Genomic DNA, 12,171 nt, shown 5'->3' on the forward strand with positions numbered 1-12,171 from the left:
CCCCTCGCCACGGCTGCCGCTGCGCGCGGGCAGCCGGGGGTGGGCCACGATGGCCGGGTGAGCGACCGGCCGGCCGACGTCCCGACCGAGAGCGTCGACGTCGCCGTCGTGGGCGCGGGCGGCGCCGGCCTCGTGGCCCTGCACCACCTCGCGCTCGGCCTCCTGCGCGGCCCGGCGCGGCCGGCCCCCCTGCGCGTGGCCCTCGTCGACGACGTCGAGCGCCTGGCGCCCGGCCCCGACGGCGAGCGGCCCCGCGACCGCACGTGGTGCTCGTGGGAGCCCGCGCCCGCGGCGGCGCCGGCGGTCCTCCGCAGCTGGCGGGCGGTCGAGGTGCTGGCGCCCGGCGCGCGCCTCGCCCTCGACGTGCGGCCCCTGCGGTACCGGATGCTCCGGGGCGAGGACTACTACGCGCTCGTGGACGCCGACGCGGCGCGCGCGCAGCGCTCGGGCCGCCTCGAGCTCCTGCGCCGCCCCGGGGCCACCGCCGTCGAGGACGGCGCCGAGCGCGCGCTCGTGCGCACCCCCGGCGGCGACCTCGAGGCCGCCTGGGTGCTCGACAGCCGCCCGTGCGCGCCCGTCCGTCCCGCGAGGACCGCCCTGCTGCAGCACTTCCGCGGCGAGCTCGTGCGCACCGACCCCGCCGCGCCCCCGCCGTTCGACCCCGACCTGCCCGTCCTGATGGACTTCCGGACGCCGCAGCCGCCGGTCGGGCTGTCCTTCGGGTACTGCCTGCCGCTCGACGGCCGCACCGCCCTCGTGGAGTACACGGAGTTCTCCCCGGCGGTGCTCGACGACGCCGGCTACGCCCGCGGGCTCGCGGCCTACCGGCGGCTGCTCGGGCTGCGGCCCGACCCGCACGGCCGCGCGGACGGGGACGAGCGCCTCGTCGAGGTCGTCGCCGTCGACGCCGTGGAGCAGGGCGCCATCCCGATGGCCGACGACGTGCGCACCTCCCGCGCGGGCGCCCGGGTGCGGCGCCTGGGCACCGCGGGCGGGGCCACCCGCGCGTCGACGGGCTACACGTTCTCGGCGCTGCAGCGGCAGGGCGCGGCCGTCGCGGCCGCCCTGCTGGCGGGCCGCGACCCCCTGCCGCCGGCGGCGTACCCGCGGCGGCACCGGTGGATGGACGCCCTCGTCCTGCGGGGGCTCGCCACGGGGGCGCTCGACGGGCCGGCCTTCTTCGCACGGCTCTTCGCCGCCAACCCCCCGGACCGCGTGCTGCGCTTCCTCGACGGGGCGACGACGCGCCGGGAGGAGCTGGCGCTCATGGCGACGGCGCCGCGGGCGGCCATGGCGCGTCTCGCCGTGGAGGACGGACTCGAGCGCGCGAGGCGTCGATCGCTGACCACGATGTCACGTTCTGTCCAGTAGGGTCGCGGAGAGTCACCGACAGGCCGGGCGGACCGTGTCCCCCGGCGGACCGCCGCCGCGCGCGGCCCCGAGCCGGGAGGCGCTCGTGCCCGTCCTCGACCTGGGCGACGACCCGTCCCAGGTGCCGCACGCCCGGCACTGGGTGCTCGAGCACTGCGCCCGCATCGGGCTCGGCGAGGACGGCCGCTTCGCCGTCGAGCTCGTCACGAGCGAGCTCGTCGCCAACGCCTACCAGCACGGCCGGCCGCCGGTGCGCGTCGAGGTCCGGGGGGCCGACGACGAGCCCGAGGGCGGCCGGCGTGGCGTGCAGGACGGCGGCGGGGCGCCCCTCGTCCTCCGGGTCACCGACCACGGCACGGGCGCGCCCGCCGTCCGGGACGCCGACGACGACGCCCTCGGCGGTCGCGGCCTGGCCCTCGTCGAGACGCTGACGGCCGCCTGGGGCGTCGAGCACGCGGCGGCCGGGCCGGGCAAGACCGTCTGGTGCCGCCTGTCCGGCTGAGCGTCCGTCCCCGCCCCGCCGGCGGGGACGCGCTCAGGCGCGCCGCAGCGCGTCGGCGAGGCGCTCGGCCCGCCGCGGCACCCGGCCCTCGGGCGTCCGGATGACGAGCACGCCGGGGTCCACCCGCATGCTCAGCTCGGTGAAGGAGCCGACGACGTCGCCGTCCATCTGCGCCGGCTGCGGCTCCTCGCAGCGCAGGACGACGCGGACGGCCTGGCGCTCGGCGATCTGCTCGTCCTGGTCGCGACGGCGCATGAGCAGGCGGACGCCGACGCGGAGCCAGTCGAGGATCCCGTTGGGGGAGAGCGTGAGGACGTCGAGGTGGCCGTCGTCGACCTCGGCGTCGGGGATGAGGACGATGCCGCCGATGAGCGTGCCGCAGTTGCCGACGACGGCCATGCGCACGCGGCTCGTGACGGGCGGTGAGTCGTCGACCGCGATCGACACGCGCAGGCTCTCGCCCCGCAGGCGGCGCAGGCCGGAGACGACGTAGGCCAGCGGCCCCACCCGGTCCTTGATGGCGGCGGGGGCGCCGGCCATCATCTGCGCGTCGAAGCCGACGCCGGCCATGACGAGGAAGACCTGCTCCTCGCCGCCGTCGAGGCTGACGCGCCCGACGTCCACCCGCTTGTCCTTGCCGCGCACGGCGTCCCGCACGGCGGCGGCGACGTCGCCGAGCTCGAGCTTGAGCTGGCGGGCGAAGAGGTTGCCCGTGCCGCCGGGCAGGAGGCCGAGGGGGACGCCGGTGCCGGCGAGCCCCGCGCCGACGGAGCGCACCGTGCCGTCGCCGCCCATGACGAGCACCAGCTCGGGGTCGAGCTCGGCCGCCCGCCGGGCCATGCCGTAGCCGGGGTCCTCCGCCGACGTCTCGATCCACCGCGGGGCGGGCCAGCCCTCCTCGGCGAGGGCCCGCTCGACGGCGCGGCGGGCGGGGGAGCCCTCGGGGTACTTCACCGGCTGGACGACGACGACGACCCGGGGGCCGCGCGACTCCAGCTGCCCCGGCACGTGCCGGTAGTCCTCGTCGGGGTCGCGCAGGCCGGCGGTGGCGTCGCGGCGCACCGCCGGCACGGGCGGGCGGTTCCTCGGGCGCAGCAGCACGGTCAGCACGCCCACGACGAGGAGGACCGCGATGCCCACCAGGCCCAGCTCGACGCTGTCCAGGGGGAGCCTCCCGGTCCCGACGGGCACGGGCACTGCACCGGAGATCATGCGCAGAACGTAGTGGGGACGGCGCCCGTCGGCAGGAGCGGCGCCGGGGGCGCCGCCGTCCGGGTCGCTCGGGCCGCCCGGGTTGCCCGGGGCCGCTCGGGCCGGGCGGGCGGCCGCGGGTGGAGGCGCCGGTAGCCTCGCGGCGTGATCGAACTGCGCGCCCTCCGCGACTCGCCCGACGCCGTCCGCGCGAGCCAGCGCCTGCGGGGCGAGGACGAGGGCGTCGTCGACGCCGTGCTGGCCGCCGACGAGCGCCGCCGCACGGCCCTCTCGGACTTCGAGCGGGTGCGCGCGGAGCAGAAGGCGCACGGCAAGCGGGTCGCCCAGGCCTCCGGCGGGGAGAAGCAGGCGCTCGTCGCCGCGGCCAAAGACCTCTCGGCGCAGGTCAAGCAGCTCCAGGCCGCCGCCGCCGAGGGAGAGGCCGAGGTCGAGGAGCTGCTGCGGTCGGTGCCCAACCTCGTCGCCGACGGCGTGCCCCCCGGCGGCGAGGACGACTACGTCGTCCTCGAGGAGGTCGGGACCCCGCGCGACTTCGCCGCGGAGGGGTTCGAGCCCCGCGACCACCTGGAGCTGGGCGAGCGGCTCGGCGCCATCGACATGGGGCGCGGTGCCAAGGTGTCGGGCGCGCGCTTCTCCTTCCTCACCGGCGCCGGGGCGCGCCTCGAGCTCGGCCTCATGCAGTACGCGATGGCCCGCGCCGTGGAGTGGGGCTTCGTGCCCGTCGTGCCGCCGACGCTCGTGACGCCCCAGATGATGGGCGGCACCGGGTTCCTCGGCGCGCACGCCGAGGAGGTCTACCGGCTCGACGCCGACGACCTCTACCTCGTCGGCACCTCCGAGGTGCCCCTGGCGGGCTTCCACGCCGACGAGATCCTCGACCTGTCGGGCGGCCCGCTGCGCTACGCGGGCTGGTCCACCTGCTACCGCCGCGAGGCGGGCAGCCACGGCAAGGACACCCGCGGCATCATCCGCGTCCACCAGTTCACCAAGGTGGAGATGTTCAGCTACGTCCCGGCCGCGGAGGCCGACGCCGAGCACCAGCGGCTCCTCGCGTGGGAGCGGGAGGTCCTCGACGCCGTCGAGGTGCCCTACCGCGTCATCGACGTCGCGGCCGGCGACCTCGGCGCGAGCGCCGCCCGCAAGTACGACTGCGAGGCGTGGGTGCCCACGCAGGGCCGCCACCGCGAGCTCACGTCGACGTCGAGCTGCACGACCTTCCAGGCGCGCCGCCTCGGCATCCGCGAGCGCACGGCCGAGGGGTCGACCACGCCGGTCGCCACCCTCAACGGCACCCTCGCGACGACGCGGTGGCTCGTCGCGATCCTCGAGAACCACCAGCGCGAGGACGGGTCGGTCGTCGTGCCCGCGGCGCTGCGCCCGTACGTCGGGCTCGACGTGCTGGAGCCCGTGCGGCGCTGAGCGTCAGCCGGTCCGCCGGCGCTCGCCCCGGTGCGCCGTCCGGCCCCCGCGGGGCGCGACGAGCAGCCGGAGGGCGGCCAGCCCGTCGGGCGTCCCCGGCCAGTGGCGGGCGAGGGCGTCGTCGCCGGCCCGGCGCACCACCGACCGGAGCACGAGGAGGACGACGAGCGCGTCGTCGGCCCACCCGAGCACGGGGACGACGTCGGGCACGAGGTCCACGGGGGAGGCCAGGTAGGCCAGCAGCAGGACGAGGCGGACGCGCACGCCGCGCGGCAGCGACCGGTCCGCCGCGAGGCGCCGCACGAGTCGGACGACGTCGGGCAGCAGGCGCAGCACCCCGCTCAGGGAGACGGCGTCCGTGCGGGCGCGCCACAGCGCCGCCGCGAGCGCGCCCCAGGCGAGGAGCAGCCCGACCGCTGCGCCGACGAGCGCCCACGCCCACCAGCGGTCCACGCGCGCATCCTGCCGCGCGCCCCGAGGAGGAGCCGTCCACGAGCGTGACCGTGCGCGGTCACGCTCGTGGACGGTCTTCGCTCGCGCACGTCACACCTCGTGGTGGACGACGCGCCGCGACCGACTACTCACTCAGTACAGGTACGTGGTGCATGCTGGGCGCGTGTCCATGGTGGAGCTGCACCTCGCCCTGCTGCTGGCGGGCCCGGCGCACGGCTACGAGGTGAAGAAGGCGCACGACGCCTGGTTCCCCGACGCGCGCCCCCTGGCCTTCGGGCAGGTGTACGCGACGCTCGGGCGGATGGTGCGCGACGGCCTCGTCGAGGTCGTCGAGACGCGCAGCGACGGCGGCCCCGAGCGCACCGTCTACGCCGTCACGGCGAGCGGCCGCGAGCGGCTCGACCGGTGGCTCGAGGAGCCCGCCGCGCCGGCGGGCACCGGGCCGGAGGACGTGGTCCGCAAGGCCGTCGTCGCCCTGCGGGCCCCCGTGGGGGCGCGGACGGCGCAGGAGGTGCTGGCGCGCCAGCGCACGCACCACCTGCGGCGCATGCGCGAGCTCTCCGAGCCGGGCGGTGACGACGTCGCGCTGCGCCTGGCCCGGCGGCACGCCCTCCTGCACCTCGACGCCGACCTGCGCTGGCTCGACGAGGCGGCCGCCGCCCTGGTGCCGGGCGGGTCAACGACCGGTGAGCCGACGACCGGTGGCCCGACGCCGACGACCCCGACGACCCCGGAGGCGCCCCGATGAGCGAGCCCGCCGACCACCAGGCCGCCGCGACCCCGCCCGGCGCCGTCTCGCCCGCCGGCCACGAGCCGCTCGTGGCGCTCGACGCCGTCGCGCACGCCTACGCCCGCACGCCGGCGCTGCGCGGGGTGTCCCTCGCCGTCGCACCCGGCGAGGTCGTCGCGCTCACGGGGCCGAGCGGCGGCGGCAAGTCCACGCTGCTGCACGTCGCGGCGGGGCTGCTGGCGCCGCAGGCCGGGCGCGTGCGGCTGCTGGGCCAGGACCTCGCGGGCCTCGGCGAGGCGCCGCGCGCGGCCCTGCGGCGCCGGGGTGTCGGCATCGTGCTGCAGTACGGCCAGCTCGTGCCCGACCTGCCCCTCGTCGACGACGTGGCGCTGCCCCTGCTCCTCGAGGGCTCGGCGCTGGAGCCGGCGCGCACGGCCGCGCGCGAGGCCCTCGCGCTCGTCGGGCTCGAGGGGCTCGGCGACGCCGTCCCGGCCGGGCTCTCGGGCGGCCAGGCGCAGCGGGCCGCCGTCGCGCGGGCGCTGGTGGCGCAGCCGCGGCTGGTGCTCGCCGACGAGCCCGTGGCGAGCCTCGACCCGGAGGGCGGGCGGCAGGTGCTCGACCTGCTCGTCGCCGTCGCCCGCCGCGGGGGCGGGCTGCTGCTCGTCACCCACGACAACGCCGTCGCGGCGCGCGCCGACCGCGAGGTGCGGCTGGCCGGCGGCGTCGTCGCGCACGAGGCGGTGCTGCGGTGAGCCCGGGTAGGACGGGGACGACGGCGACGACCGGGACGGCAGGGACGGGCTGGACGGGCGGGGCGGCGCGGGGGTCGGCCCTGCGGGGCGAGGTCGTGCGCGAGCTCGCCCGGGCGCGCACGCCGGTCGACCGGCTGCGGCTCGCCGCCACGGCCGTCGCGGCGGCGGGGCTGGGGGCGGCCGTGCTGGCGGCGGCGTCCGTCGTCGGCCTGGCCGCGCCCGTGAGCGAGGTCGTCGTCGACGACGCCGGGACGAGCTACCTCGTCGAGAGCACCGGTGGCTCGATCGGCCTGTCGCCCTTCGTCGACCAGCCCGGGCTCCGCCAGGGCGTCGTGCTCGCGCTCGCCCTCCTCGGCCTGCCCTTCGTCGCCCTCGCGCTGCAGGCCCTGCGCACCGGCAGCCTCGAGCTCGACCGGCGGGCCGCGCTCCTCGTCGTCGCCGGCGCCGGGCCGGCCGACCTGCGGCGGGTGGCGGCGCACCGGTCGGCGACGGCCTTCGCGCTGGGCGGGCTCCTCGCCGCACCCGCGCACGCCGTCTCCTGGGTGCTGCTGTCCGCGCTGCAGCCGCCGATGGAGCGGCTGCTGCCGGTGCCGCAGTGGTGGCTGGTGCTCGTGTGGCTCGCCCTGGTGCCGGCGCTCGCGGGCGTCGGAGCTCTCCTCGGGCGCCGCGGTGCGGACGTGCGCCCCGACCCGGTCGGCTGGTCGCGCGCCCCGGCGCGGGTGCCCCCGCGCGCTCTCGTCGCCGGCGCGGGCGCCGTCGCCGCGGCGGTCGCCACCGGGACGCTGCTGTGGCTCGCCGCCGGCGGGGGCGGGGGTGCGGGACGCGACTGGGTCCTCAGCGCGCTGCTCTTCGTCGTCCTGCTCGCGCTCGCCGTCTGCGTCGCCGGCGCCGTCGCCCGGCGCGCGGCGCGCCCCGCGAGGGAGCGGGACCGGGCACGGCGCGGCCGTCGCCGCCCCGTCCGCCGGGTGCGCGGGGACGCCGCCGTCGGGCTCCTCGCCGCCGCCCAGCGCCGCGGCGACCCGCTGGCGGCCGGCACCGTCGCCGGCGTCCTCGTCGTGGCCGGGGCGGCCGTCGGCGTCGCCGCGGCGCTGGCCGCGTCGGTGCTCGGGCAGGGGGACCGCTACGACGCCGACTTCTACGTCGGCGGCGCGGCCCTCGCGGCCCGCGTGGCCCTGGCCGGCGGGCTCGTGGCCCTCATCGCGCTGGCGCTGTCCCTCACCGACCACCTGCTCGTGGCGCGGCGGGCGGTCGCGGCGACGGCGGCGCTCGGGACGGAGCCCCGGCGCCTCGTGGCCGTGCAGGCGCGCGCGCTGCGGGCGACGGCGGTCCCCTCCCTGGCCCTGGGCGCCCTGGTCGGCGGCCTGCTGCTCGGCGCCCCGCTCGCGGCCGTCGACGGCGGGCTCGGCGCGGTCCTCGCCGGCGTCGGCCTCACGGCCGTGCTGCTGGGTGTGCTCGCCGCGCTCGTCTGCCGGCTCCTCGCCGCGGCGCTGTCCGGGCGCGTGCGGGCGGCGTCCTCCCTCGAGCACCTGCGGACGCCGTGACGCCGCCGACCGTCGTCCACGTGCCCGAGCGGCCCTCGGGGCCGGTGCTCGCCGCCCTCATCCGCGAGGTCCGCGCCGCGAGCGCCACGGGCGCCGTCGTCATCGACGCGAGCGCGGCGGCGGGCTGGCCGCCCGGCCCGCGCCTCGTCCTCGAGCGCCTCGAGGCGGTGGCCCGGCGCAGGGGGACGGGCCGCCCCTCGGGGACCTCCTGAGGGCGGGGACCCGCCGGTGGAGCCGTCCACGAGCGTGACCGTGCACGGTCACGCTCGTGGACGGCTCTGACCCTGGCTCCGTCTCTGGCTCTGGCTCCGACGGGGCGGGCCGCGTCGACGCCCCGGCTGTCGGCGCCCGGCGGCAGGATGGTGGCGTGGAGGACGGCACGGGGGCGCTGGTCGGCGCGGTCATCACGGCGTCGGCGGCCGTCCTCGCCGTCGTCGTCGCCCAGCTCGCGACGGCGCGGCGGGAGCGCCGCCAGCGCGTCTACGCGCGCGAGCGGGCCGCGCTGCTCGACGCCCAGGACGCCGCGCTCGTCGCCCGCACCGCCCTGCGCGCGGTCGGCGCCGCGCTCGAGCGGGCGGCGCGGGAGGTGGCGCCGTCGGCGCACGTCGTCCTCGCCGTGCCCGCGGACCTCGAGGCGGCCCGGTCGGAGGCCGAGGGGCGCCTGGACGTGCGGCTCGCGCGGGTCGCCACGCGCGACGTCGTCGACGCGGCGCGGGCCTGGCAGCAGCGCGCCCGCTGGGCCTTCCTCGGCGACGAGGACGTGACGGCGCGCGACGAGGACGACGCGTGGGGCGCGCTCAACGCCGCCGTGGCCGCGGCGCTCGACGACCGGGGCTGGTGGGAGCGCCGCCGCGGGCGGTAGCCGCGCGCGGTGGGCGCCAGCGGTGGGCGCGCCCGGCGCCGCGACGGCAGAGGCGCGCGCCGACGTCGCGGTGCACCGCGTCCTCGGCGCACCGCTCGCCGGGTACGCCCGCGCGTCCCGGAGAGGGAGGAGGCGGACCGGCCGCTCAGGCGGTGGCGGGCTGGGCGACGACGAGGCGCTCCTGTTCGCCCAGGCGCCGCGCCGCCTCGCGCAGGTGCTCGGCGAAGGCCGCGGGGGCCGCCTCGACCCGCAGCTCGGCCGCCCCGCCGCCGATGACCCGGCTCACCAGCTGCGCCGCGAAGGACGGGCTCCCGGTGACGAGGTGGCGGCAGTCCAGGTGGACGACCGCCCCGGACAGGTCGCCCGCGAGGCCGTCGACGAGGGCGTCGGCCATGCCGCGCCCCGCGACCATGCTCGGCAGCTCGATGATCACCGCTCGTCCTCCCGCCGGCGCCGTCCTGCGTCGTCGTCCTGGCCCACCGGTCACGGTACGCGCCCGCCCGCGCCGACGCCCCCGTCGACACCTCGGCCGACCCGTCCGCCGGCACCCCCGTCACCCTCCCCGCCCGCTCCGCCACCCGCCCCGGCGGCCGTCCGCCCGGGGGTGCCGCGGACCCCGACGACGGCCTCGACGAGCGTCCCGCCGAAGGGGGAGCGCAGGGCGCCGTCGGTGCGGACGGGCCGCCGCGCGCCCCGCGGACGCGACGTGAGGACGGCCGCCGGGCCCGAGGCGAGGAACAGCGACCCGCGCAGCCGGCCCACCTCGTGGACGACCGTGACGAGCCCGACCCCGCGGGTCGGGTCGTCGAGGCGGCTCGTGCCGTCGAGCGCCAGGTGCAGCGCGTGGCGGGCCCCGCGGGCGCCGCGCCCGGCGAGCGTGCTCCGCAGCCCGAGGCCGCCGTCGGCGACCGCGAAGCGCACGCAGCCGGCGGCGGGGAGGACCTGCGCGGCGACGTACCCCGTGGCCTGCGCGTGGTCGGCGACGTTGGCGGCCAGCTCGGCGACGCCCGTGAAGAGCGCCTCGGCCGCCACCGGGTCGCCGGGCGCCGTCCGGGCGTGCACGAGCCGCGCGAGCGCGAGCGCGTCGGCCTCTGTGACGACGGGGCGGACCTCGAGGAGGTCGAGCGCGCGGTCGGCCTCGGGCACGACGTCGCGCAGGTCGTGCTCGACGCCGAGCTCGTCGAGCACGCGGCCCAGGTGCATGCGCGCCGCGTAGCGGCGCTGGTCGGGCCGCGACGGCCCGACGACGCGCAGGCGGGCGCCGGCGCCCGCGTGCCGGGCGGCGAGCGCCGCGACGCCGACGAGGTGCGCCGGGTCCACCCACCGGCAGCCCGAGAGGTCGACGACGTGCGCGTCCAGGCTGCGGCGGCACGTGAGGTGGCCCATGGCGGGCGGGCGCAGCGGCGACCGGCTCGGCACCCGCGCACCACCCCCGTCGTCCGGCCCTCGACCGAGGGAGCCCGCGAGCCCGTGCCCGGCCCCGCCCGGGACGACGCTAGGGGTCGGCACCGACACCGGGACGGCTCCCGGTCCCTCGTCCGGCACCCCGCCCCGTCCCGTCCGGCGCCCCGCTCCGTCCCGTCCGGCACCCCGCCCCGTCCCGTCCGGCGCCCCGCTCCGCTGCCGCCGTGCCGGACCCGGGCGCCGCTGCCACGCTGGTCCGGTGGACGCCCTGGACCGCGCGCGCCGCATCCGCGGCGAGGTGCGCCATCCTCGAGACCTCCGCCGGCTGCTGACGACGGGGCGCTGGCCGCGCGGCGAGATGGCGCTCAAGGCGGCCGTCGCCGCCCTCCTTGCGTGGCAGGTGGCGCTGTGGCTGCCCTTCGCGCCCGCCGAGCAGTACCCCTACTACGCCCCGCTCGGCGCCGTCGTCGCCGCCTACCCGAGCGTGCGCTCCTCCACGGTGGAGTCGCTCTACAGCGTCGCCGCGATCATCGCGGGCGCCGCGCTCGCCGTCGTCCTCGAGGCGCTCATCCCCGCCACCTTCCTGCTCGTCCCGGCCGTGGTCGGCGTGGGCATCGTCGTGGCGGGGCTGCCCGTCTTCGGGTCGGCGCGCTCCTGGGTGCCCATCGTCGCGCTGTTCACGCTCGTCATCGGGGCGACGGAACCCCTCACCTACGCGCTCGCCTACACGGGGCTGACCCTCCTCGGCGCCACGCTCGCCGTGCTCCTCAACCTCCTGCTCCCGACGGTGCCGCTGGCCCAGAGCAGCTGGGCCATCGCCCAGCTCGCGACCACCCTGGCCGACCAGCTCGACGACCTCGCGGACGGGCTGGAGTCCGACGACCCGCCGACGAGCTCGCAGTGGCGCGACCGCGCCCGTTCCATCGACCCGGTGCTGCAGTCGGTCCGTGCCAGCGGCCTCGACGTGCGCCGCTCGCTGCGCGCCAACGCCCGCGCGCGGCGCGAGCGCGGCGTCGTCGACCGCCAGCGCAGCGAGGCGCTCGTCCTCGAGTCGGTGGCCACCCGCACGGCCGACCTCACCGACCTCCTCATCGACGTCCACGCGGAGGGGGAGACCGGCCTCGACGTCCAGGAGGAGGTGCGGGCGCCCACGGCGCGCGCCCTGCGCGCCGCCGCCGCGGCGGTGCGCCCCATGGGCGAGGAGCCCGCTCCCCGCGCCGCCGAGGTCGGGCTGCTGCGCCAGCGCGTCCGCGAGCTGTCGGAGGCGGTGGGCGAGCTCGAGGTGCCCGACCGCCGGGCCCGGGAGGCGACGGGCGCCGTCGTCACGGCGCTGCGCCGGCTCCTCGGCGGCCTGGCGAGCGGTCTCGAGGACCAGGGGGACCGGGACGCCGAGGCGCAGGAGGCCGTCACCCCGACGTCCTGAGGCGCCAGGCCCCCCGCCGCCCTCCGGGGTCTCGTGGGCCTCAGCCCTCCAGCTGCTCCGGCAGCCCGAAGACCGCGGGGGTGCGGGTGTCGAGGAAGTTCGTGATCTCCCCGATGCGGCCCTCGCGGCTGCGCAGCACGTGCAGCGCCCAGAAGCGGCGCACGCCGGGCCGCACCGGGTCGGGCTTGTACTGGGCCAGCGCGGGGGAGCCGTTGGCGTCGACGGGCACGAGCCGGGAGCCGCGGCACCCGCCGCCCGGGCCCACGTGCCAGGCGACGACGTCCTCGGGCCCGCGCAGCCACAGGGCGTACGGCGGCATCGACTGCACGACCTCGGCGTGCAGCAGCTGGGCGAGCGCCTCCATGTCGTAGGCCTCGAAGGCCGCGACGTAGGCGCGCAGCAGCTCCGCGTGCTCCGGGTCCAGCGCGTCGAGGGGGCTGCCGGGGCGCGGGGGGGGGGGGGGGGGGGGGGGGGGGGGGGGGGGGGGGGGGGGGGGGGGGGG

The 12,171-nt window shown here is 79.3% G+C and carries 14 protein-coding genes; 9 read left to right on the forward strand and 5 right to left on the reverse strand.

Annotated elements, in window-relative coordinates:
* The first annotated feature begins 57 nt into the window (after positions 1-57).
* Complete coding sequence (locus WDV85_RS12870) at positions 58-1,371, forward strand: lycopene cyclase family protein (RefSeq protein ID WP_339571002.1); 1,314 nt, start codon at positions 58-60, stop codon at positions 1,369-1,371.
* Positions 1,372-1,456: 85 nt separating this feature from the next.
* Positions 1,457-1,873, forward strand: coding sequence for an ATP-binding protein (locus tag WDV85_RS12875; RefSeq protein WP_339571003.1), 417 nt, complete (start codon positions 1,457-1,459; stop codon positions 1,871-1,873).
* Between the two features lie 33 nt (positions 1,874-1,906).
* Here the strand turns inward: WDV85_RS12875 and WDV85_RS12880 are convergent, their stop codons facing one another.
* On the reverse strand, positions 1,907-3,085 hold the full coding sequence (locus tag WDV85_RS12880; RefSeq protein WP_339571004.1) for a diacylglycerol/lipid kinase family protein: 1,179 nt from the start codon (positions 3,083-3,085) through the stop codon (positions 1,907-1,909).
* A gap of 144 nt (positions 3,086-3,229) precedes the next feature.
* Here WDV85_RS12880 and serS point away from each other — a divergent pair, with 144 nt between their 5' ends.
* A complete protein-coding gene (serS, locus tag WDV85_RS12885; protein ID WP_339571005.1) occupies positions 3,230-4,504 on the forward strand; it encodes a serine--tRNA ligase in 1,275 nt (424 codons plus the stop codon).
* 3 nt (positions 4,505-4,507) lie between these two features.
* Here serS and WDV85_RS12890 read toward each other — a convergent pair whose 3' ends face one another.
* Positions 4,508-4,957 (reverse strand): DUF1232 domain-containing protein, encoded by a 450-nt coding sequence (locus tag WDV85_RS12890; protein WP_339571006.1) that lies wholly within the window; start codon positions 4,955-4,957, stop codon positions 4,508-4,510.
* Positions 4,958-5,126: 169 nt separating this feature from the next.
* On the opposite strand from WDV85_RS12890, the gene WDV85_RS12895 reads away from it, so the two are divergent.
* From WDV85_RS12895 to WDV85_RS12915, 5 genes are all read left to right on the forward strand, one after another.
* Complete coding sequence (locus WDV85_RS12895) at positions 5,127-5,705, forward strand: PadR family transcriptional regulator (RefSeq protein WP_339571028.1); 579 nt, start codon at positions 5,127-5,129, stop codon at positions 5,703-5,705.
* Positions 5,702-6,439, forward strand: a complete 738-nt coding sequence (locus tag WDV85_RS12900; protein ID WP_339571007.1) for an ABC transporter ATP-binding protein — start codon at positions 5,702-5,704, stop codon at positions 6,437-6,439. Before WDV85_RS12895 ends, WDV85_RS12900 begins: the two co-directional genes overlap by 4 nt.
* Positions 6,436-7,980 carry a hypothetical protein gene (locus WDV85_RS12905; protein ID WP_339571008.1) on the forward strand — a complete coding sequence of 515 codons (1,545 nt, stop codon included), beginning with the start codon at positions 6,436-6,438 and terminating at the stop codon, positions 7,978-7,980. The genes WDV85_RS12900 and WDV85_RS12905 overlap by 4 nt, the downstream gene beginning before the upstream one ends.
* A 20-nt stretch (positions 7,981-8,000) precedes the next feature.
* Positions 8,001-8,192 (forward strand): hypothetical protein, encoded by a 192-nt coding sequence (locus WDV85_RS12910; protein WP_298803424.1) that lies wholly within the window; start codon positions 8,001-8,003, stop codon positions 8,190-8,192.
* Positions 8,193-8,347: 155 nt separating this feature from the next.
* Positions 8,348-8,842, forward strand: coding sequence for a hypothetical protein (locus WDV85_RS12915; RefSeq protein ID WP_339571009.1), 495 nt, complete (start codon positions 8,348-8,350; stop codon positions 8,840-8,842).
* A 145-nt stretch (positions 8,843-8,987) separates the two neighbouring features.
* Here WDV85_RS12915 and WDV85_RS12920 read toward each other — a convergent pair whose 3' ends face one another.
* Together WDV85_RS12920 and WDV85_RS12925 are read right to left on the reverse strand one after the other, a co-directional pair.
* Positions 8,988-9,275, reverse strand: a complete 288-nt coding sequence (locus WDV85_RS12920) for a hypothetical protein (protein ID WP_339571010.1) — start codon at positions 9,273-9,275, stop codon at positions 8,988-8,990.
* A gap of 50 nt (positions 9,276-9,325) precedes the next feature.
* Positions 9,326-10,261 carry a hypothetical protein gene (locus WDV85_RS12925; RefSeq protein WP_339571011.1) on the reverse strand — a complete coding sequence of 312 codons (936 nt, stop codon included), beginning with the start codon at positions 10,259-10,261 and terminating at the stop codon, positions 9,326-9,328.
* 244 nt (positions 10,262-10,505) lie between these two features.
* On the opposite strand from WDV85_RS12925, the gene WDV85_RS12930 reads away from it, so the two are divergent.
* Complete coding sequence (locus WDV85_RS12930; RefSeq protein WP_339571012.1) at positions 10,506-11,669, forward strand: hypothetical protein; 1,164 nt, start codon at positions 10,506-10,508, stop codon at positions 11,667-11,669.
* A gap of 40 nt (positions 11,670-11,709) precedes the next feature.
* Here the strand turns inward: WDV85_RS12930 and WDV85_RS12935 are convergent, their stop codons facing one another.
* Positions 11,710-12,093: a nuclear transport factor 2 family protein gene (locus WDV85_RS12935; RefSeq protein WP_339571029.1), complete on the reverse strand. Its 384-nt coding sequence runs from the start codon at positions 12,091-12,093 to the stop codon at positions 11,710-11,712.
* Positions 12,094-12,171: the final 78 nt, after the last annotated feature.

This window comes from Pseudokineococcus sp. 5B2Z-1, from assembly GCF_037482305.1.
In the GTDB taxonomy this organism is placed as follows: domain Bacteria; phylum Actinomycetota; class Actinomycetes; order Actinomycetales; family Quadrisphaeraceae; genus Pseudokineococcus.